At 54.3% G+C, this 17,892-nt stretch carries 35 protein-coding genes; 21 read left to right on the forward strand and 14 right to left on the reverse strand.

The window, feature by feature from the left end:
* Window positions 1–136: 136 nt before the first annotated feature.
* Window positions 137–394 carry a hypothetical protein gene (locus AC0L7S_RS02500; protein ID WP_473472921.1) on the reverse strand — a complete coding sequence of 86 codons (258 nt, stop codon included), beginning with the start codon at window positions 392–394 and terminating at the stop codon, window positions 137–139.
* Between the two features lie 137 nt (window positions 395–531).
* Complete coding sequence (locus AC0L7S_RS02505) at window positions 532–726, reverse strand: hypothetical protein (protein ID WP_473472922.1); 195 nt, start codon at window positions 724–726, stop codon at window positions 532–534.
* A gap of 116 nt (window positions 727–842) precedes the next feature.
* Here AC0L7S_RS02505 and AC0L7S_RS02510 point away from each other — a divergent pair, with 116 nt between their 5' ends.
* From AC0L7S_RS02510 to AC0L7S_RS02525, 4 genes are read left to right on the forward strand one after another with little or no spacing between them, the layout of a single operon-like run.
* Window positions 843–1,250 carry a hypothetical protein gene (locus AC0L7S_RS02510; protein WP_473472923.1) on the forward strand — a complete coding sequence of 136 codons (408 nt, stop codon included), beginning with the start codon at window positions 843–845 and terminating at the stop codon, window positions 1,248–1,250.
* Between the two features lie 12 nt (window positions 1,251–1,262).
* Window positions 1,263–1,520, forward strand: a complete 258-nt coding sequence (locus tag AC0L7S_RS02515) for a hypothetical protein (RefSeq protein ID WP_473472924.1) — start codon at window positions 1,263–1,265, stop codon at window positions 1,518–1,520.
* Window positions 1,517–1,726 (forward strand): helix-turn-helix domain-containing protein, encoded by a 210-nt coding sequence (locus AC0L7S_RS02520; protein WP_473472925.1) that lies wholly within the window; start codon window positions 1,517–1,519, stop codon window positions 1,724–1,726. The genes AC0L7S_RS02515 and AC0L7S_RS02520 overlap by 4 nt, the downstream gene beginning before the upstream one ends.
* A 57-nt stretch (window positions 1,727–1,783) precedes the next feature.
* On the forward strand, window positions 1,784–1,912 hold the full coding sequence (locus tag AC0L7S_RS02525; RefSeq protein WP_473472926.1) for a hypothetical protein: 129 nt from the start codon (window positions 1,784–1,786) through the stop codon (window positions 1,910–1,912).
* Window positions 1,913–2,414: 502 nt separating this feature from the next.
* Here the strand turns inward: AC0L7S_RS02525 and AC0L7S_RS02530 are convergent.
* From AC0L7S_RS02530 to AC0L7S_RS02580, 11 genes are all read right to left on the reverse strand, one after another.
* Window positions 2,415–2,939 (reverse strand): hypothetical protein, encoded by a 525-nt coding sequence (locus AC0L7S_RS02530; protein WP_473472927.1) that lies wholly within the window; start codon window positions 2,937–2,939, stop codon window positions 2,415–2,417.
* Window positions 2,920–3,108 (reverse strand): hypothetical protein, encoded by a 189-nt coding sequence (locus AC0L7S_RS02535; protein ID WP_473472928.1) that lies wholly within the window; start codon window positions 3,106–3,108, stop codon window positions 2,920–2,922. The genes AC0L7S_RS02530 and AC0L7S_RS02535 overlap by 20 nt, the downstream gene beginning before the upstream one ends.
* 3 nt (window positions 3,109–3,111) lie before the next feature.
* Window positions 3,112–3,612 (reverse strand): GcrA family cell cycle regulator, encoded by a 501-nt coding sequence (locus tag AC0L7S_RS02540; protein ID WP_473472929.1) that lies wholly within the window; start codon window positions 3,610–3,612, stop codon window positions 3,112–3,114.
* A complete protein-coding gene (locus AC0L7S_RS02545) occupies window positions 3,612–4,013 on the reverse strand; it encodes a helix-turn-helix domain-containing protein (protein ID WP_473472930.1) in 402 nt (133 codons plus the stop codon). The genes AC0L7S_RS02540 and AC0L7S_RS02545 overlap by 1 nt, the downstream gene beginning before the upstream one ends.
* Window positions 4,014–4,225: 212 nt before the next feature.
* On the reverse strand, window positions 4,226–4,660 hold the full coding sequence (locus AC0L7S_RS02550) for a hypothetical protein (RefSeq protein WP_473472931.1): 435 nt from the start codon (window positions 4,658–4,660) through the stop codon (window positions 4,226–4,228).
* Complete coding sequence (locus tag AC0L7S_RS02555) at window positions 4,587–4,979, reverse strand: hypothetical protein (RefSeq protein ID WP_473472932.1); 393 nt, start codon at window positions 4,977–4,979, stop codon at window positions 4,587–4,589. Before AC0L7S_RS02555 ends, AC0L7S_RS02550 begins: the two co-directional genes overlap by 74 nt.
* Window positions 4,976–5,281: a hypothetical protein gene (locus AC0L7S_RS02560; RefSeq protein ID WP_473472933.1), complete on the reverse strand. Its 306-nt coding sequence runs from the start codon at window positions 5,279–5,281 to the stop codon at window positions 4,976–4,978. Before AC0L7S_RS02560 ends, AC0L7S_RS02555 begins: the two co-directional genes overlap by 4 nt.
* Window positions 5,278–6,678, reverse strand: coding sequence for a DUF4942 domain-containing protein (locus AC0L7S_RS02565; RefSeq protein ID WP_473472934.1), 1,401 nt, complete (start codon window positions 6,676–6,678; stop codon window positions 5,278–5,280). The genes AC0L7S_RS02560 and AC0L7S_RS02565 overlap by 4 nt, the downstream gene beginning before the upstream one ends.
* Window positions 6,678–6,815: a hypothetical protein gene (locus tag AC0L7S_RS02570; protein WP_473472935.1), complete on the reverse strand. Its 138-nt coding sequence runs from the start codon at window positions 6,813–6,815 to the stop codon at window positions 6,678–6,680. Before AC0L7S_RS02570 ends, AC0L7S_RS02565 begins: the two co-directional genes overlap by 1 nt.
* Window positions 6,816–6,857: 42 nt before the next feature.
* Window positions 6,858–7,196, reverse strand: a complete 339-nt coding sequence (locus AC0L7S_RS02575) for a hypothetical protein (protein ID WP_473472936.1) — start codon at window positions 7,194–7,196, stop codon at window positions 6,858–6,860.
* A gap of 534 nt (window positions 7,197–7,730) precedes the next feature.
* Window positions 7,731–8,036: a hypothetical protein gene (locus tag AC0L7S_RS02580; RefSeq protein ID WP_473472937.1), complete on the reverse strand. Its 306-nt coding sequence runs from the start codon at window positions 8,034–8,036 to the stop codon at window positions 7,731–7,733.
* Window positions 8,037–8,235: 199 nt separating this feature from the next.
* Here AC0L7S_RS02580 and AC0L7S_RS02585 point away from each other — a divergent pair, with 199 nt between their 5' ends.
* The 12 genes from AC0L7S_RS02585 (at window position 8,236) to AC0L7S_RS02640 (ending at window position 15,050) form a co-directional block, all read left to right on the forward strand.
* Complete coding sequence (locus AC0L7S_RS02585) at window positions 8,236–9,105, forward strand: hypothetical protein (RefSeq protein WP_473472938.1); 870 nt, start codon at window positions 8,236–8,238, stop codon at window positions 9,103–9,105.
* Between the two features lie 39 nt (window positions 9,106–9,144).
* Complete coding sequence (locus tag AC0L7S_RS02590) at window positions 9,145–9,489, forward strand: helix-turn-helix domain-containing protein (RefSeq protein WP_473472939.1); 345 nt, start codon at window positions 9,145–9,147, stop codon at window positions 9,487–9,489.
* A 532-nt stretch (window positions 9,490–10,021) separates the two neighbouring features.
* Window positions 10,022–10,315 (forward strand): hypothetical protein, encoded by a 294-nt coding sequence (locus AC0L7S_RS02595; protein ID WP_473472940.1) that lies wholly within the window; start codon window positions 10,022–10,024, stop codon window positions 10,313–10,315.
* A 104-nt stretch (window positions 10,316–10,419) separates the two neighbouring features.
* Window positions 10,420–10,623: a hypothetical protein gene (locus AC0L7S_RS02600; protein ID WP_473472941.1), complete on the forward strand. Its 204-nt coding sequence runs from the start codon at window positions 10,420–10,422 to the stop codon at window positions 10,621–10,623.
* Window positions 10,620–10,787 (forward strand): hypothetical protein, encoded by a 168-nt coding sequence (locus AC0L7S_RS02605; RefSeq protein ID WP_473472942.1) that lies wholly within the window; start codon window positions 10,620–10,622, stop codon window positions 10,785–10,787. Before AC0L7S_RS02600 ends, AC0L7S_RS02605 begins: the two co-directional genes overlap by 4 nt.
* Before the next feature lie 38 nt (window positions 10,788–10,825).
* Complete coding sequence (locus AC0L7S_RS02610; RefSeq protein WP_473472943.1) at window positions 10,826–11,566, forward strand: hypothetical protein; 741 nt, start codon at window positions 10,826–10,828, stop codon at window positions 11,564–11,566.
* A gap of 301 nt (window positions 11,567–11,867) precedes the next feature.
* The gene (locus tag AC0L7S_RS02615) at window positions 11,868–12,668 is read left to right on the forward strand and encodes an ERF family protein (protein ID WP_473472944.1); all 801 of its coding nucleotides are present in this window, start codon (window positions 11,868–11,870) and stop codon (window positions 12,666–12,668) included.
* The gene (locus AC0L7S_RS02620) at window positions 12,665–13,300 is read left to right on the forward strand and encodes a lambda exonuclease family protein (RefSeq protein WP_473472945.1); all 636 of its coding nucleotides are present in this window, start codon (window positions 12,665–12,667) and stop codon (window positions 13,298–13,300) included. Before AC0L7S_RS02615 ends, AC0L7S_RS02620 begins: the two co-directional genes overlap by 4 nt.
* A complete protein-coding gene (locus AC0L7S_RS02625; protein ID WP_473472946.1) occupies window positions 13,300–13,593 on the forward strand; it encodes a hypothetical protein in 294 nt (97 codons plus the stop codon). The genes AC0L7S_RS02620 and AC0L7S_RS02625 overlap by 1 nt, the downstream gene beginning before the upstream one ends.
* A gap of 54 nt (window positions 13,594–13,647) precedes the next feature.
* On the forward strand, window positions 13,648–14,232 hold the full coding sequence (locus tag AC0L7S_RS02630) for a hypothetical protein (RefSeq protein WP_473472947.1): 585 nt from the start codon (window positions 13,648–13,650) through the stop codon (window positions 14,230–14,232).
* Between the two features lie 183 nt (window positions 14,233–14,415).
* Window positions 14,416–14,874, forward strand: coding sequence for a NinB/YbcN family protein (locus AC0L7S_RS02635; protein ID WP_473472948.1), 459 nt, complete (start codon window positions 14,416–14,418; stop codon window positions 14,872–14,874).
* The gene (locus AC0L7S_RS02640) at window positions 14,874–15,050 is read left to right on the forward strand and encodes a hypothetical protein (protein WP_473472949.1); all 177 of its coding nucleotides are present in this window, start codon (window positions 14,874–14,876) and stop codon (window positions 15,048–15,050) included. Before AC0L7S_RS02635 ends, AC0L7S_RS02640 begins: the two co-directional genes overlap by 1 nt.
* Here the strand turns inward: AC0L7S_RS02640 and AC0L7S_RS02645 are convergent.
* A complete protein-coding gene (locus tag AC0L7S_RS02645) occupies window positions 15,035–15,232 on the reverse strand; it encodes a hypothetical protein (RefSeq protein ID WP_473474387.1) in 198 nt (65 codons plus the stop codon). The two genes, AC0L7S_RS02640 and AC0L7S_RS02645, sit on opposite strands and share 16 nt — an antisense overlap.
* Here AC0L7S_RS02645 and AC0L7S_RS02650 point away from each other — a divergent pair.
* From AC0L7S_RS02650 to AC0L7S_RS02670, 5 genes are all read left to right on the forward strand, one after another.
* The gene (locus tag AC0L7S_RS02650) at window positions 15,155–15,412 is read left to right on the forward strand and encodes an HNH endonuclease (protein ID WP_473474146.1); all 258 of its coding nucleotides are present in this window, start codon (window positions 15,155–15,157) and stop codon (window positions 15,410–15,412) included. The two genes, AC0L7S_RS02645 and AC0L7S_RS02650, sit on opposite strands and share 78 nt — an antisense overlap.
* Window positions 15,413–15,574: 162 nt before the next feature.
* Complete coding sequence (locus tag AC0L7S_RS02655) at window positions 15,575–15,799, forward strand: hypothetical protein (protein WP_473472950.1); 225 nt, start codon at window positions 15,575–15,577, stop codon at window positions 15,797–15,799.
* Complete coding sequence (locus AC0L7S_RS02660; RefSeq protein ID WP_473472951.1) at window positions 15,796–16,827, forward strand: hypothetical protein; 1,032 nt, start codon at window positions 15,796–15,798, stop codon at window positions 16,825–16,827. The genes AC0L7S_RS02655 and AC0L7S_RS02660 overlap by 4 nt, the downstream gene beginning before the upstream one ends.
* On the forward strand, window positions 16,820–17,383 hold the full coding sequence (locus AC0L7S_RS02665; RefSeq protein ID WP_473472952.1) for a hypothetical protein: 564 nt from the start codon (window positions 16,820–16,822) through the stop codon (window positions 17,381–17,383). The genes AC0L7S_RS02660 and AC0L7S_RS02665 overlap by 8 nt, the downstream gene beginning before the upstream one ends.
* A complete protein-coding gene (locus tag AC0L7S_RS02670) occupies window positions 17,380–17,742 on the forward strand; it encodes a hypothetical protein (RefSeq protein ID WP_473472953.1) in 363 nt (120 codons plus the stop codon). The genes AC0L7S_RS02665 and AC0L7S_RS02670 overlap by 4 nt, the downstream gene beginning before the upstream one ends.
* The last annotated feature ends 150 nt before the right edge of the window (window positions 17,743–17,892 follow it).

The following is a 17,892-nucleotide window of genomic DNA, read 5'->3' on the forward strand; positions in this document are numbered from 1 at the left end:
GTGTGCCAACTCGCAAAAGGCGCTAAGGACGATCTCATCCTTGCCCCATCGACGGTGAGCAATCTCGATAGCCCTGGCTGACGGTGTGTTGACGAGATATTCATGGAATGCGCGCTGATAGCCGCGCACACGGCGCTCAATTTCCATTCTTCTCGTAGATGGTCCTGAAAACGATCTCCGCAGCCTTCTCCCCGCTTGGATCAGTCAACGCAACAGACGCCAAATCTGGCAGCACCTTTTTCATCAATGCAACGCCAGCACTTACCTGCGTGGCCGACATTTCTCTCTGGCCAACCACATGCTCAATAAGCGCGTTGAGTATGTTGCTGTTTTGGATTTTAACCCGGTGTTCATCCGACATGCGGAAACCAGGCTTTCGGCCTCTTGTCGCCATTATTGTTCTCCCCGGTCTGAGCGGGTGCGTTGGGTGTGTTTACCTACACCCTTGATGAGTTAGAAATTCGCGATATTCGCAGGGCTGTGTTGCGCAGGCTGTAAGAGTAAGAAGCGCAAGGAGGATGAGCGAACGCATCAATGTATCGACACCAGTTCATAGTCATCGCCCATCATGTCGCAGATCATGCGCATGGCTTCGTCTTGTGAATGTGGCGCATGAAGGCGGTAGATGTCGCCAAGCATGTCGCACAGATGGTCAACGCCATGCTCTCTGGCGAAGTCAGCACATTGTCGCGCTAGGACTTCATCTGCTTTGGTTGTGTCTGACATTGGGCCATCCCGTCCACAAATACCCGCCCGGCCAATTCGCAAAATTATTTTGCATTATGTGTTGACATACGCCAAATGATTTGGCATATTGAACTCATCAACAAGGAGATACGGACATGACCAAGGCAGTTTTCAAACCGATCGAACGCTCAACCGCACAAGCACTGGCCGACTTCGTATGCGCGAAAAACCTAAACCAGTCGATTGAAGTTAATGGCGAGTCCTATCGGCTGGAATACATCAGCCGCAATTCAAGCCAGTTTTTCAAGTCGCGCGGCCTTAGTGCATATTTCCGCGTCGGGCGCTCTATCGTTCGCATTTCGGATCATTGGGCTAAAACACAAGGTTATGAACGCAGCCGCAAGCTGAATTGCATTTCGATCAGTGGCAAGCAGTGGGAATTGAGCGGATACGCTGAAAAAATTTACTCCACATGGAACGCTGGCCGCTTCTCATGGGAATTGATTGCCGGTCGCTGCGGCCTGTCGTCGCTTAACAAGACATGCGACCATTTCACCGCGTAAAGGAGGTTCACAGTGAACGTTTACCCAATCCCGGAATCATTGGCCGAAAAATACCACGGCTGCGGCCCGGCACTAGCTGCAATCTCAGAAGACGGAACGGTTATCGATATTCGCTATATTCGCGACCTGATTCCCTCATTCGATGGCGAAGTATCGTCAATTGAATCAGTCATAGGTGACCACCGGGTCGGCAGCGCGTCATTGAAACTCGCTAAACTCGGCAATGTTTCGGTCGGCATGGTATCAGCGTGGGAGTTCTGCGAATTATGACACCTGAACAATTTGCACAAGCAGTCCAGACACTACAGGCCAGCGAGATAATTCCCGATGGACACGGCTGGAAAACCGCCCTCGCCAAGCGTTTAGGCGTTACCAGGACAACAATCGATAATTTCGAGAGGGCAGGCACAAAACAGGTTCAAACCGATTATGCTATTTCCGCTCTGGTGGCAGGTTTAGAACCTCACGGCTCTTGAAGGGAGGCTGTGGCTTGTTGGTGCTGTGGGGTTTGCCCGCTACTGGCTTCCGCTGACATGAATGTTCTTGAGGTGTCGGTGCGCTTGAACGGGCAATTGCTTCAGGATGGGCGGGGCCTGCCACTTGAACCCCGCAAATCGCTCATTGGCTACGGCAGGCAGAATATCACCGTGTCACCGTCCTGAACTTGTTGCCGCATTTAGCGGCGAAACTCATCGACGCGCTTTGCGCCATTGTTCATTTATGACACGAAGTTTCAGGCAAATCAACCCTCGTTTCGATACCGTAACGAATTTTTATCGAATTTCGATATTATATCGGAATGATGGTATCTCACCACGAATGACCGTTATCTGTTGCATTCCTACCGCGTTTAAATCAACCGCCGCGTCAAATCGGATTGGAGGGCTATCGCGCCTCGACGCATAAACTAATTCGGCGGCTTCTTTTAGTTTCGAAGGGTACGCACGCGCTAATTCCCGCGATATGCATTTGATGGCGTAATCTATGTGGTCACCGTTACTCACGAATTCCTCAAAAGCCCGCGAATAAGCATTCCCCGCCTGTTGGGCCGCCAGCCGACGCCCTCTTTCGGAAACGGCCAGTTCGCCGGAGAGACACTCAACCTCCTGCCTGTGCGCGCGCTTCTGATTCCGCCCGTATCTCTTTGCCATTTTCATCATCCTTTCACCGAAACACCTTTCGAAGCGCGGCAATGCATTCCTTGATCTGATCCAGGCTATCACCCACCTGGTTATCGAAGAACGCGACACCGTGAAACGTCATTCTTGCCCGGCTATCTGCCTTGGCGAGTGCGGCAATCCAGTCTTCGTACTTATCCCGCGCGCGCAATGCCTGTTCGGGAGAGACGTCACCGCCTAGCCCTTTTGCCGCGAGATAGTCCATTGCCTTCGGAAACGGCTGGAAAGGATTGACGATTGCCATGTGGCGGGCAACGATCTGAACATAATCGTCGCATACCTCTACATCGACCAGATCAATATGGTGGCGGAGGTATAGCCTGCCGATCTCATAGCCTGCCAGCCTATCACCTGCTTGTGCCAATGTCAGGCCGTGCTGGCGCATTCTCGCCTCGATAGTCTGAGCCTTGCGCTCGGACACGGTTTCACGCTGCAATCGCCCATTAGGCTCCCGCATCCCGGCTTTACGTGCCCTGCCCTTGCGCTGCGCTCTAGACTTCGCTTTCGCCATGTTGGTTCCCCGTGTTTGCCGCCCGTTCCCGCTCGGCACCGCGCTTTTCTGCCGCGAGAATGAAGTTGGCTATATGCTCAACGCTGCTGTTGCTCTCCCATGTGACTTTGCCGCGTAGTTCTCTCGCAATTTCCCATATGTCTTGAGGAATGCCGCTGATGTTGCTCATCACCTAAGCTGCCATTCTCGATCGATCATCAGCCCGCTCATTGACGCGAACCAGCCGGATAGACTGGCGATTGTGGCAATCGCAGTAGGTGCCTTGAGACGGTAAACCGCAGAATAAATACAGATCACCCTTGGCCGGGCTATTGATCGGCCACTTGCACCGGCCATGCTCAAGCATCATCATGCTCATTCCTGCTGTGTGAACCTCGTTTGCAGGGAATACAGGCTCTGGAAGCGGCTCCGACCCTCCCGGCTCATTGAATATGGATGGTGAGACAATGACGCGGCGTTGCTTGGTGGCGGGCTGGCGTGTGTTGGCTGTCTTTGTCTTGCGTTGGCCCGGAGACCGGCTGAATCCGATAGCCTTCAATTCCTTGCAACGTTGCACCCTGCCGATGACAGCATTGCGGGTAACGCCCATGATTGCGCCGATTTGAGCCGCCGATAGCCCTTCACGAAGCAACTCGGCCAATTGCGCGTCTTCCTTTGGTGTCCAGAATTTCATTATGCCGCTTCCTTTCCCTGCTTTCGATACCAAGCCGACAAAGCCGCGTTGCGCTTGCGAAGCCTGTGCAGGTTGTAAAACACGACAGGATCTGCACCGGACCTTTCCTGGTGCGCTGCTATTCCGTGCAGGACGGTTGAATGTTCTCGGTCGAACCACTTGCCGATCTGAGTAGAAGAAAGCGAAGGTTTCTCTGCCTTGATGAGATACATGGCTTCGTTGCGGGCATGGACGACAGGGAAACACCTGGCAGACGACGCTATTTCCGTGATGTAGATATTGGTACGGCTTGAAACATCCTTGAGAATTTCGCGTGCCCATTCCGGCATTCCTCGACGGCGAAACATCATCAGGCCCGACACCCGTAGCTTTTCCCGTTCAACATACGTGATTCCGCTCATTTCTAGCTTCCTTTGATATGGATTGCTCAGGCCGAGGCGTCGGCTGCGTTGTTCTGTGATCCAGCGCAGGACGACAGGCTCTTGGACCTGATAGCATCGGGCGATTCTCATGGTGTCGAAGCCATGACAAAACCGGCGATAGGCTGTCCTTGCCCGCTTTGGAGTGTCCAGCCCACGTTCGGTAATGTCTTTGCCTGCGTATGGAATGAGGCTCATGACGCCACCTTCGGCCCGTAAATCGTGGCGAGTGCCGCAACCCATGTCGCGCCAGCCGGAACCTGCTTGGCAGCACTCATTTTGCGAAATTCGTCATATGAGACGTTTTCCTCAATGACGGGATAGCCAGCCCATTCAGTGCGTGCCTTCTGTTTTCTAATCTCGTATGGAGCCATAGGGCCGCGACGAAAGACAGGTGCGGCAATGCGTGGGCGCGATTGCAGTTCGATTGCCTCATGTCGCTTGCGGGCTTCGCTGGCAAATTCTGCTACCGAAGGTGCAAACCGCTTGTTCTGCCCTTCGACCTGCCCGGCTGTGTATCTCTGTGATGTCTCAACGATTGCTCGATCTGACAATTCAGCCGTTGCCCGTTCCAGTGAGGCGATGAGCGTGTCCGGGTCCGACGAGCCTTGAGGGAAAGAGTTCAACATTGCTGCCAGTTCCAGTTGCGTGCGTTGCTCCATTGAGCCTGTCCCTTGCTACGTCGATGAAATTGCGCCGCCCGGCAGCGCGCTTTTGAGGAATGTCACGCATCCATTCGATGTTGAAGCCTCGCCAGCACCGCTCAATCATGATGTCAGCGGCTTCGTTCGGATCGCTCCATTCTGAAAGCCGCTTTGCTAAAAGCTTTGCTGCGTATGGTGTGAGCGGCACCTTCTTGGAGACGCGTCGGAATTCCTCGACTGCAATGGCGTGTTCTTCATCCAAGACGGCCATGAGATTGGCGATTATCTCTGTGGCTTTGCTCATGCTGCCCTCGCTGTCTTGCTGGCTATGTCGATAAACCAGTCATAGGCGTCCTGACTGCTGCGAAGCGTGACAACCGCAGGACCGCGCCATCCGTCCGCAAAGTCTTTCTGGTTCTTGTTCAATGATTTGCCGTAGCCCCTGGCCCCGGTTTTGCATTCAACCAGCCAGCAAAAACCGCGAAACCCCACGATCAAATCCAATGGCTTGTCTGTGATAACCACGCTGCAACCGCATTCACGGAGAGCGTTGACGATCTCGGGCTCACTGGCGTCGCGGCGTGTTGCGTAGCGGTTGAGGCTCATGCCGCAGCCTCATTGGACAGTGGGGACGCTTCCCGGTTGACTTGTGCAGCCATCTTCAAAAGCCCGGTAGGGACATTTGTACCGGCTTCCGCAAAGCTTCCGACAGGCAGGTCGTACCAGTCGCCCTTTAGCTCTTGATGATCATACCAAGCCGTTGCGGGGAGGATTGAAACCAACGTGCCGCCAAGCTTCAAGAATTTCAGCGCATGGCGAATGTGCTTGATGTAGTGGCGACCGTAGAAGGGTGGGTTCATCACCACAAAATCAAACTCAGGCTTGGCCGGTTGATCGAGGAAATTTGCCGTCAGGACATTGTGACCCTTGGCTCTCGCTTCCGCTGCCCGCCCCGAATGGTATTCAATGCCAAAGACGCGATGGCCGTATTTTCTGATGGCGTCCATAATGCGGCCATCACCGCATGAAGGCTCTAGAATGCGAAAAGGTTCTGGTGGATTGTTGCGCCACTCGCTCAGATTAAACACGCCCGCGAACTCAAGCGCCTTGGCGATTACGATTTCTGGAGACCAGTAGAATTGCAGGTCTTTTGCAACCGCCGTGCTAGCTTGTGGCTTGGCGTTTTCTTCCTCAGCGTCTGGTAGGACTTCGCCGTAATATTCAGCCAATGCCCGGTTGATATCGGTTAGCGTGTTTGGCGAGAAGAACACATGCGCGTTGCCGTTGGCGAACTTGCGAATCCACAATCCACGGTCTAGCGTCTTGTAGCTTTCGATCTTTCCATATCGTTCCGGCGCGTCATAAACGCGGCCATCTAGGGTCGCGTCTTCGCCACGACGATGGGCAACGTTTATTGCGTTGAACTCGTCCCGGTCCATTAACGCCTGACCGCGATAGGCCGCGAGAGCATTCACAATATCGCGCAGCTTATCCCGGCCATAGCTTCCGCTAAAGTCTCCGAAACTCGACAGGATCAACCTCTTGGGTAAACCCTTAACGCCAATCTTCACCTTGGAATGCGATTTGTAAGCGGGATCTAGATCGGCAAAGACTTCCGCCAGACCGCGCAGGATATGATGACGCGGGCGTTCGAGATAATCGCCAAACGTCGCCTTGGCATTGTCGAATGTCAGTTCTGGCGGGTCTGCCAGCGTTCGCTCAAACAATTTCTTGTCTTTTGCACTGGCAATGAGATCGATCTGTAGACGGTTGTAAATCGCCTTCCATCCAGACGACAGAAGATTTTTGCGGATTTCGTTTGCATGTAGATAAGCCTTCCCACGCAATACCGGGTTGACATATGTACCTCCGACAGTCCCCGCCATTTCTACCGCCGTGCAAGCAGTTTCGTAGCCCTTGATCACCTCGTCCACGTTGGCGGATTTCCTGTCATATTCTTCAATGAGATCAGATACAGGACGTTGTTTGGCGATCCCGCTCATCAGCCGAACACCCAATATGCAAGCAGTCCGAACACAGCCAGATCAGCCAATATGGCAAACCAGAATAGTGCGCGGCTAACTGCCGGGGATTCCGTGCGTTCAATAGGTTCGTAGTCGAGGGGAGGCATGGCGTTCATGGTTATTCACCTCTCAGTTCTGGTGCTAACGCTTCCGCCCAATCAGCGCGGCGCATTCCCACCTTCATCCAATGTCGCGCAATCATCGCCCGAACTGTCCACGGCAAGCACAGCCTCAAGATGGACAAGACGGCGACGAAGGGTTTCGTATTCATTCCGGGCTTCCTCAATCTTTGCCTCTCGCAAGGCGTCCTTTTCTTCGCCGTCAACTCGGGTGGCTTTGCCTTCCCAAAGTTGGCGGATGCGTCTCAACTTCAGTTTCTTTTCGACGCGCCCCTTCATGAAGTCATAAGCAGCTATTTGAGCCGCCTTGACGCTTCCATACCGTCGAGGATCGAATACCTCCGGCAAGTTATTTTGCATGAACGCTGTGTCACTCATTGACTTACTCTTGTCACTCTTTGACAACACTTTGTCTGTTCCTTCTGTCACAGTTGGAGCCATGACAGAGAAAGACAAAAATACTTTTGAAAGCTTTGGACAGGCCGCGCACCGCCTCCTGCAAGATTTGGATGCGCGTCGAAATACGGTCCCCGGACACCGCAAAGGGCCGGTTGAAATTAAGCCGGGAGAGAAAGGCAGGGAGGAGCGTGCCTCTCGATCTCCCGGCATCCGCGCTGGGAGCCAACGCGAATTTGAATGGAGGGGCGGACAGTCGGGCTTTGGGGTTTGCATTTTTGAGGGTTCCACGATTGCCGACTGCCCTGTCTCGGGCGGTATCGTGGCACCAGATCGCGCTCGCCGCTTTCGCTTTGCTACGCCCCGAGGTGTTCATATTTCCATCCGCAGCCGCAGCGGTAGACTGGACGGGAGCCGTGTCAGTTCCCTTATCTCCCGTCCAGTCGTCAGGCCCGCCGCAAACTGTAATCGTGTTGCTTGGGATATATGCTTTTGAGCCTTTGAAGGGGGTCCAGATCATGCGTCTGCCCCTTTCTTGGAGCCTTGAAGCATGGCTGTAAAAATGGCGATGGAGGTCTTGCGGGTTTGGACTTTGCGGAAGCGGCTTGGCTCATACCCTCGCTCAATCTTGTAGAACGGATGGATATCATTGACGACCTCCACAAGTGTAAGGCCAATTTTCCCATTGGCGGGATGCACCCAAAATTCCCGGATCGTGTAGATGCCGCCCTTGACCAGAGGTTTATGGGCGATGCCTCCGGCATTTACAGCACTCACGCACACAACCTTGTCGCCAACTTTCCAGTCGAGGTATTGGCTCATGCCACGCGCTCCTGCTTGGGAGATTGCGCCGTCTCACCGATTTCTGGCCCGCCGTCACGGAATGGAAGCGGACCGCACCGGCGACATTGCGAGGTTTTCCGATTGTTGATTTGCAACGTGGAAAGGTTGTTGCCGCACTTGGGGCATTGGATGGAAAGGCTCATGCCGCACGGCCTCCCTCAGCCAGTTTGCGGTTATCATGGAAAAGCTTGTGGCAAGCCGCGCATATCGCGATCATGTCTTGCGCGTTTTCATTACCACGCCGGAGGTATGTTCTATGGTGGACGTGAAGCTTGCTGGCGGACGCACAGACTTGGCATTTGAAGCCAGCGCGGCGGATTACGTCCCTGCGCCGTCGCGACCATTCATCTGTTCCGAGATATTCCTGATAAGGCATCCAACGCAGCGTTTCGATCTGCTGGCGTTGTTCCTCATACCGCTCGTGCTGCTCCCGATATTCTTTGATCTGGTTCTTTCGGTAGCAATTTTTGCAGCGATGAGGGCGCTGCTTTCCGTAACGACGCGGTGCCGCATCCTGTATTTCGGAATTTGCTTTTGCTCTGGAAGTGACAACGCAAGCAGCACCGCAATCTACGCACCGAATATTGAGCGTGGCCGTCCCTGCTTTCTTGCAAACATGCGATACACCTGCACCAAGCCCGTGCTTCTCGATGATGTCTGCAATCGGCAGTTTTGTCAGCCAGTAGTCACGAGCAAGCGGCGTATCGAGATCAGGCGTTACGCGCCCCATCCATGCGGAAGCGTCGTCAAAGGTATTCATCCAACCCGCTCCTGTATGGAGCCAAAAATGTCAGGACGTAGAATGTACCTTGGGATGCCTGTGACGCGCTCAATCTCTCCCAGCCGCTTTACTGGTACAGGAGGATTCCCGCGCTCCCAACGCATGACCGTAGATTTGTCTACGGCTGGCGAGAACAACATTCCGAACTGCTCAAGGCTCATACCGGAATGGGCGGCGCGATACATCGTGATTGGTGATTTGTTTTTCATCGTGATTATTTTGTTGCATAAGTTGCAACCTATTGCAAGCGCCTTTGTTGCAACTTGATTTAACGCCGTGCTTTTTAGCAGTTGGTAATGTTGCACCATGAGCAACCCGACCAGAATTCACGCCGATAAAACGCCGATCCGCGTCCATTTTATCGTTGAGTGGGCTGAGAAGAGGCAACTGAAACAGGCCGACATAGTACGGGAGATCGGCGCGGATAAGGGCTTAGTGTCCCGATGGTTCGATGGAACCGTCCCGAAGGTTGATTACCTGGAGAGGCTTGCCGCTCTATTTGGGACAACCGTACATGGAATTTTCCGCCACCCCGATGACGATTGGCTGGCGCGGTTTTTCCATGACAAGACAGAAGAGCAGCGAGACAAGGCAATCGAAATGCTCAAACTGCTTTTCCGGGATGGCAACCAAACAGGGACTAACGGCTAGACGATCGGCTTATACGGAGCGCCGTTTTTCAACAGTAATGCCTTCCATCCCTTGGGTGAGGGCCATGGAACGCCCCATTTTTCGAGCGTCGCCTTCGTCCACCCGCCGTTTTCAGTTTGCTCAGCCAGTATATCTTATTCTGTTACCTGTTTCATAATCTTAACTGCACTCGCTTATCCGGTGTATCTGGCAAAGACCCCCAACCCCCCATGGGACTAAACCCATGAAGGACTTGGAGAATATTGCCACTCTGCACTGCGCATAGAGCCGTACGTAGAGCTGGCAGAACGCCTCTCGGCTAATCCGTCCTGTGTTTCCGAGCGGCACCTTAGGATGATCTAACCCCGCGCCGTCGCTCCCCTTACCCGTGAGCCTTAGCGGCCAAAATCGGAACGACACGCCCTTATCGCGCGTGATTCGATTTCGTGCAACAAAATAATTGCAACTTGTGCAACTTTCTTTCTCAATGTCCCTTGCGTGTGGTTGCAGCTTGTGCAACATTACCCCTACACAAACACGTAGGGAGCAGACAATGAACCAGATTGCACGCGGCGCATCAGTCAATGACATGTATCTCGTCGTTGACTTGGAAGACCGTTTCCAGGCTTCGCTTTGCTGTGGCGAACAGGAAGCCCGTAAGATCATCGACAACTTCCCCGATCCGCAGAAGCTACGTGTCCACCGCGTAACGATTGGCGAAATGGCCCGCAACGTCACTGGCGATTTCATCCAGAGCCAAGACGAGATCGAGGAAGAAACCCGCCACAACCAATACGAGGCCCGCGCATGGCAACGCCATTGCGACAGCCTGCGCTCGATTCGCTGAAAGGGCAGCGTAATGCTCACCCACCTTATCAACCACCACCCCCGCCTTATGTCCGCGCTTGTATTGGCGGGTGTCCTTGTAACGCTTCTGCTTGAGGTTCCGTCATGAGCGAACACCAGCTTAACTTGCCGTGGCGATTCGAAGGCAGCACCGTTTACGACAGCATCGGTATCCCTGTGGCTGTCGCGCTCAACTACACCAGCGTCCTTCGCGTAAATCCTGACGGCAAGACTTTCAACACTTCCGAATACGCAGGTCCGATACGGGCAGACGCTATTTGTCGGGCAATGAACGAGGCCCAATCATGAGCGCGCCTCAAGCAGCAGAGGACGCCCGCGAGGAAGCCACCAGGTGCGCGCGATACGTCAAGATTTGCCTCGATGCTGGCGAAATAGAACACGCCTACGAACTGCTTGAGAAGCGCACCCACTATGCGCGTCTCGCTCTGGAACTGGAAAGGAAAGTCGCATGAATACCCACGTCCAAACCGAACCCACCGACATTTCAGTAGTGGTTGCCGAAAACCCTGTGTCCGTTTTGATTGATGAGAAAGTCTATTCGAAATTCTACGAGCACATCAAGTCTGAAACCGATGCGTTCAAGCCCGACATCAGTACGGTGTCCAGTCGCAAAGAAATCGCGTCACTAGCTTATAAGATAGTTCGCACCAAGACGGCCATTGACGCTGCGGGCAAAAAACTCAACGAAGATGCCCGCGCCAAAATAAACGCAGTTGATATCCAGCGTCGCAAAATTCGAGGCGAATTGGACAATCTCGCTGTGTCCGTGCGCAAGCCACTTACTGAATGGGAAGAAGCTGAGGACCAGCGTGTCAACCGCATCAAGGATATGATCTTTCATATCGAGGAATGCGGGAAAGGCATCATCGGCGGCGAGCCGCAGCCTTTTGGTGTCCTATTTCACGAACTGAAAGAAAAGGTCGTCATTGACGAAACGTTCGGCGAGTTTGCCGAACAGGCCCAGGTCGCAAAACGTATCGCCCTAGACAGACTCAATGCTGCATACGAAGCCCACCAGAAGGCGGAAGCAGACCGTATCGAATTGGATAAACTTCGCGCCGAAAAAGATGAGCGCGAAAAGGCAGAGGCGGCGCGGCTTGAAGCCGAACACGTCGCCGCCGAACAGGCGCGCGAGGAGAGGAAGAAGCGGAGCGCGCTGAGCGTCAGGCGGCAGACCAGAAAGCCCGCGAGGATCGCGCCGCACAAGCTGCGCGGGAACAGGCCGAACTAGAGGCCAAGCAGGCTATCGAGCGCGCCGAACGCGAAAAGGCGGACGCAGTTGCTAAGGCAGAAGCCGAAGCAAAGGCGGTCCGTGAACAAGCCGACCGTGAACAGCGCCAACGTGAAGCGGAATCAAAGCGGCATGCCGAAGAACAAGCCGCACGTGATGCCGACAAGGCACACAGGTCGTCGGTGATGAAGGTCGCAAAAGAGGCAATCGTGGCCTGCGGCGCTGACGAAGAAACGGCCAAGAAAATCGTGCTGACCATCATCGCCGGAGAAATACCCAGCATCACATTGAGGTTCTAATCATGAGCACTGTATCAAACGCACTGACTGTTGACCACGAGCCAAGGCAGGAAGTCGCGTCTGCACCTTCGGTTGAAATGGCCCCGGTTTCAGAATCGGCGGCAATCTTTAAGATCATCGAACGCGCCGCGCGTGATCCGAATGTTGATTTGGACAAGATGGAACGTCTTATGTCCATGCGTGAGCGTGAATTGGACCGCGTTGCAAAAACCGCATTCAACGACGCCATGCAGGCCGCACAATCTGAAATGCCTCAAGTCGTGCGTGACGCTGCCAACGATCAGACGCGTTCACGTTACGCCAGGTATGAGACGATCAGCGAGGCCATGCAGCCGGTTATTACCAAGCATGGGTTTTCCCTGTCATTCGGTGAGGCCGACTCTCCAAAGGAAAACCACCTTCGCATTGTCTGTGACGTGTCGCACCGCGACGGCTTCACCAAGCAATATCACGCCGACATTCCTTTCGATAATGTAGGCATGAAGGGTAACGCGAATAAGACTGCCACTCATGCCTTTGGCTCGACCATGAGTTACGGAAAGCGGTATCTCAAGACGCTGATTTTCGACGTTGCCGTGAAGAACGAGGACGATGACGGCAATCGCGCCGGAGACAATGGCGCGACTATCACACCTGAACAGCGCACCGAATTGCAAGAACTGATCGAAACGCTTGGCTGGAATGTCCCCGGCTTCTGCGAATGGGCGAAGATTGACGCGTTGCCCAATCTGAATGCCTCGCAATTCCCGAAAGCCAAGCAGGCCCTTGAAACCAAAATCCAGCAGAAAGGGGCCGCGAAATGAGCGTCAAGATCATAAATTGTGAACAGGGCACAAGTGAGTGGCATCAGGCCCGAGCTGGTATTCCTACCAGTTCCATGTTCGCAACCGTGATGGCTTCTGGCCGTGGTGGTGGAGAGAGCAAAACCCGCGCCAAATACATGCGCCAGCTTGCCGGTGAAATCATTACCGGACAGCCAATGGAAAGCTTTTCCAATGCGCACATGGAGCGCGGTCACGAAATGGAGCCGGAAGCGCGTGATCTGTACGCCTTCGCAACGGATACACAACCGGAGCAAGTCGGGTTTATCCGCAACGGGCAAAAAGGCTGCTCGCCTGATTCATTCGTCGGCATCAATGGAATGCTTGAGATTAAAACCAAGCTGCCTGATTTGCTCATTGAGTGCATCGAACGTGGCGAGTTTCCTCCGGAACACAAGGCGCAATGCCAAGGCGCGCTTTGGGTGGCAGAACGCGAGTGGATAGACATTATCGTCTACTGGCCCGCCATGCCGGTTTTTATCAAACGCGCATATCGCGACGAAGCTTACATTTCCGAAATGTCCAAGGCCGTTGACGCCTTCAATTCGGACTTGGCGGCGCTGGTTGATCGCGTTCGCTCCTACACACAGACAAGCCAGAAGGAAGCCGCATAATGTCCGAACGTCTCGACGCTATCATTGCCCGTGAATACGAAGATCGCGATGGCAACAAGAAAAGTTCATTCACGAAAATAGGCGTGGCGTTCCCCATGAAGAACGGCGGCTATTCGGTAACGCTTGAAGCCTTGCCTCTCCCGACAATGGGCGAACGTGGCTTGGAAACGCGCATTCTCCTGATGGTTCCAAAGCCTCGCGACGACAAGCCAGCACAGCGCCAGAAATCCTATGCAGAGCAAAGCGGTGGCGGGCAACCGGGCCGTGAATTGGACGATGAGATCCAATTCTAAATGTCCTGGAAATAACCCGCAGCATCCTCCCTGCTGCAATGCGAGAGACTGGCCATGAAAATCATGTGTGACCACTGTGGAAAGGAAGCAGACAAACCGACAGGCGCGGTCAATCGCGCCCGCCATCGGGGTTTGTCGATCTACTGCGGTCGCGTATGCGCGGGCCTTGGGCGCAGGAAGGGCAAGACCAAGGCTCAATACGTCGAAGCCAAGCGCATTTATGACATGGAGTATCGCCGCAAAAACCGGGTGATGCTCAAGGCCAAAAAGGCCGAATATTTCCGTCGCACCTACGATCCGGCATCAGCCGCCGCCGAGCGCCGGAAGCGGATGGCGGCTCATGTCGAATACTGCCGCCGTCCAGAGTACCGAGAATGGAAACGAGATTACGACCGCCGATATCGCGCGGTCAAAGGGTACGGCGAATTTGCCGACTGCTTTCTTCTTGTTCTGGACATTCGCACCGAGTGCCTAAGCCAACAATCCGATTACGAAATCCGCATGTCCAAAGGGACGTTCGGCAAAACCCAGAAAAGGAAACGCGACTATGCAAGATATATCCGCAAAGAACCTGAAATCGGCCCTTTGGGACACATTGAACTCCGTCAAGGACGGCAAAATGGAACCGTCACAGGCTGACAGCATTGCCTCTCAAGCCCGCGAAATTCTGCGCACCACGAACACACAGCTTCGCGTAGCGCAGCAAGCTAAGCGCCCTGTGGCGGTGGATGTGATCGCCTTCGCGGAAAATTGAACCCAGCATCGCAATGCGCCTGCCCGATTGAGCGAATGCGTACGGGCAGGCAATACGAGGGAAATAAGATGGTTCAGAGATCGGTTAAAAACCCCGATGAACTGATGCTACTCAAGCGTTACCTTGATGGCCGAAAGCGTCCTTTCACGGTTGAAGTCACCGAAGGCCGTGATCGTTCGACTGAACAGAACCGCCTTGCATTCAAATGGTATCGCGAGATCAGCGACCAGACGGGCGAGGACCAGGAAGACGTTCGCGCGCGGTGCAAGATGGAAATCGGCGTTCCAATCCTTCGGGAAGCCCATGAGAAATTCAGAGGCACCTACGACCGGCTAATCCGGCCCCTTTCTTATCCCGAAAAGCTGGAACTTGTCCGCGTTACCGAGCTGCCAGTCACCAGACTGATGAACGTCGAACAGATGAGCCGGTACATGGATATCGTGTTTCGCCGCCATGCCGAAATGGGCGTGGTTCTGACGATCCCACCAGACAGATACGCATACGACCCGGAAAGGAAGGCAGCGTGATGACAACCATTCGCACGATACTCATGGACGAAGTTCGCTCGCTTGCTCCCAACGCGAGGGGACGCAGGGCATTTGAAAAGGCACTCCGCAAGGCCACTAATCTTGAGCTTATCGCGGCAACGGGAGTAAAGCCCCGCATTCGCGTCAAGGCCCATCGTGGTCAAGTGGTGGCGTAATGCCTCGCCATGAGTTCCCCCGCAAAGTCAAACAGGCCGCTATCGAGCGCGCCGCGGGCAAGTGCGAGAAATGCAAAGTCGCGCTCAAGAAAGGCGAGGCTGAGGTGGATCACATACTCCCCGACATTTTGGGAGGTGAGCCGATCCTCGCTAATGCGCAGACGCTTTGTAAAACATGCCATTCAGCGAAAACCGCCGACGATATCCGCCGCACTCGCAAGGCAGATCGAGCCAGAGACAAAGCCTCCGGTGCCGTTCGTCCTTCCTCATCGCTCTCTACACGCGGAAAGATCAAGGAGCCGAAGACGCTTTCAAAGCCTCTCCCTCCCCGCCGCTCTTTATACAAGGAAGCTATTTCATGACTGATCGCCCGCATTGGGACAGCCAATTCCGAGAAACGGAATGGGAACGGCAAGAACGCCAGCGCAAGATGAGAAAACAACGGCGCGATGAAGGCAAGTGTTGGCAGTGCGCCAAGCCCGTTGCCGAATGTAACTGCCCAAACATTAAGCACGAGGCTCATCATGACTGACACAACCGAACTGGAAGAACGGCTGCGGGCGTGCGCTGATGACGTCATGTGGGCAGATCACGCCGAGATACCAAAGCGGTGGTGTTCTGAAGCCGCCGACGCCCTCGCCAAGCAGCGCGAGGACATAGCAAAGCTGGTGGCTGCGTTGGAGAGAATACCGCGTTTATTGGACGACGCTTTCCGCACCACCCTGTCCGAGATTGGAGACGCGAAATGAGCCTGAATGAAAAAGCACTGGAAGCGGCAAGACAGGCGCACCTGCATTCCCGCGCTGCTGACGAACAACATGGCGACCACCTCAAAGCAGCCATCACCGCCTATCTCGCACAGGTTAATGAGCCGGTGGCGGTGAAGGCGTTAAGATGGAGTGAGTGTCGTGCATTAGGTGGTGGAACAAAACTTATTGCCAAGGATTTTTTCGGTAATGAATTTATCAGGCTGGATAATCCATCTTGGAGAACCGCAAGCGAAAGCGAAATCGAAACCTTCAAGGAAAAAACGCAAGCTCGTTATGATGCCGCCATCCGCTCCGCACTGGTAGCCACCCCCGCCGAGCCATTCCAGCAACGTGTTAAGCCTTGGATGGACGCATGTTTTGGTGAGAAAATCAGTAAAGACATAACCGAACGAAATCACCGATTTCTTGAGGAAGCCTTGGAACTCGTTCAGTCGACTGGCTGCACACAGAGCGAGGCTCATCAGCTTGTCGATTACACATTCAACCGCCCCGTTGGGGAGGCACCCCAAGAGATAGGCGGTGTGATGGTAACGCTGGCTGCGCTGTGTCTTGCCGTTGGGGAGGACATGCACCAAGCAGGGGAAACAGAACTTGCCCGCGTATGGACGAAGATTGAGAAAATCAGGGCCAAACATTTGGCAAAGCCCAAACACTCTCCCTTGCCCGAACACGCAGCCACGCCCGTCGAGCGCCCCGCGCCTGATGTGGTCGGAGAAATAGCTGCCGAGCGTAAGAGACAGATGGAGATTGAGGGGTGGACTTCCGACCACGACGATCAACACTCGTGGAAAGAAATGGCGATGGCCGCAGCATGCTACGCAAACGCGGATACAGTTGGCAGCGTTCGCCGAGGAAATGGAACACCAATCGGTTGGCCTTGGGCTGTTCCCTGGTGGAAGCCCACCACTCACCGCAGAAATCTGATCAAAGCAGGTGCATTAATCGTTGCAGAGATCGAACGTCTTGATCGCGCTGCCCTCGCATCACAGGAGGCTGACCGTGGTTGAGAGATACGATGCTTCTTCGATAATGATGTCTATAGATAATCTTCGTCTCAAACCTTCCGAGGACGGGCAGTGGGTGAGCCATGACGACTACGCAAAACTTGAGCGCGAGAACGCGGAACTGCGGGCGGAAATAGCCAAAGGCAAGGAGCAAAGCACGTATTTCAACACGCTCCACACAAACGAGTATCGCGCAGCCGAGCGCCGCATAGCCGAATTTGAGGCTGCGCTGACACGCATAAAAGGCATGGACAGCCATATCAACGCGACACCGCGTGGCAATCGAGAAGTTGCTATGGGCGAGTTTGCCAAAATAGCTGACGCCGCCCTCTCCGGCTCCGGTGATAGTGGGTGGCGGGACATATCGAGCGCGCCGAAGGACGGAACTGAAATCCTCGGTCTCTGGACATACCCCTACGATGGCGATGATACACCAACCCGTGGGGTTAAGGTTATAGCTTGGGAAGACGGATGGGCTGATGAGAGCGGGAAGTTTTCCGAGGGCGTGTTTGCCCTCTGGCATCCACTCCCACCTCTCCCACAGGAGCCACGCAAATGAACGCCAGAGACACGATTGCGCGGGAATTGCCATTCGCTGAAGCAATGACTGACGAAAATAAACTATCTTACGCGGGCGATATTATCGCTGCCCTAGCCGCCTCCGGCTTCACCATCGTTCACAAGGATGATGAGCGCAGAGTTTCTTTTGAAGAAGTCGCAAAGTGGCACGATAAACTAGCCCGCCAATGCCTCCAAGCATCGAAGGACGACCCGCGATTGAATGCCGACGACAGGCATCGAGCATTTGACGCGCACAAACACCACGCGGGAAGTGCGGCAGCGGTCAGAAACAAAATGTCTGATGAGCGACGTGCCGCCCTCCGCGCTCTTATCAAGGAGGACGCGAAAGATGAGTGAAGATATTGCTTTCGGATGGGCTGCAATAGCCCCGGATTGGGGAAGCCCACCAAATTTCATACATGTTTCAAGTGCAAGTTTCATATGCGCTGACGCTCGTGAATATATCGGAAAAGCATGGGCGCATGATGGGGAGACACCCTCCCAGGG

This window comes from Mesorhizobium sp. G2-6-1 (assembly GCF_055809095.1).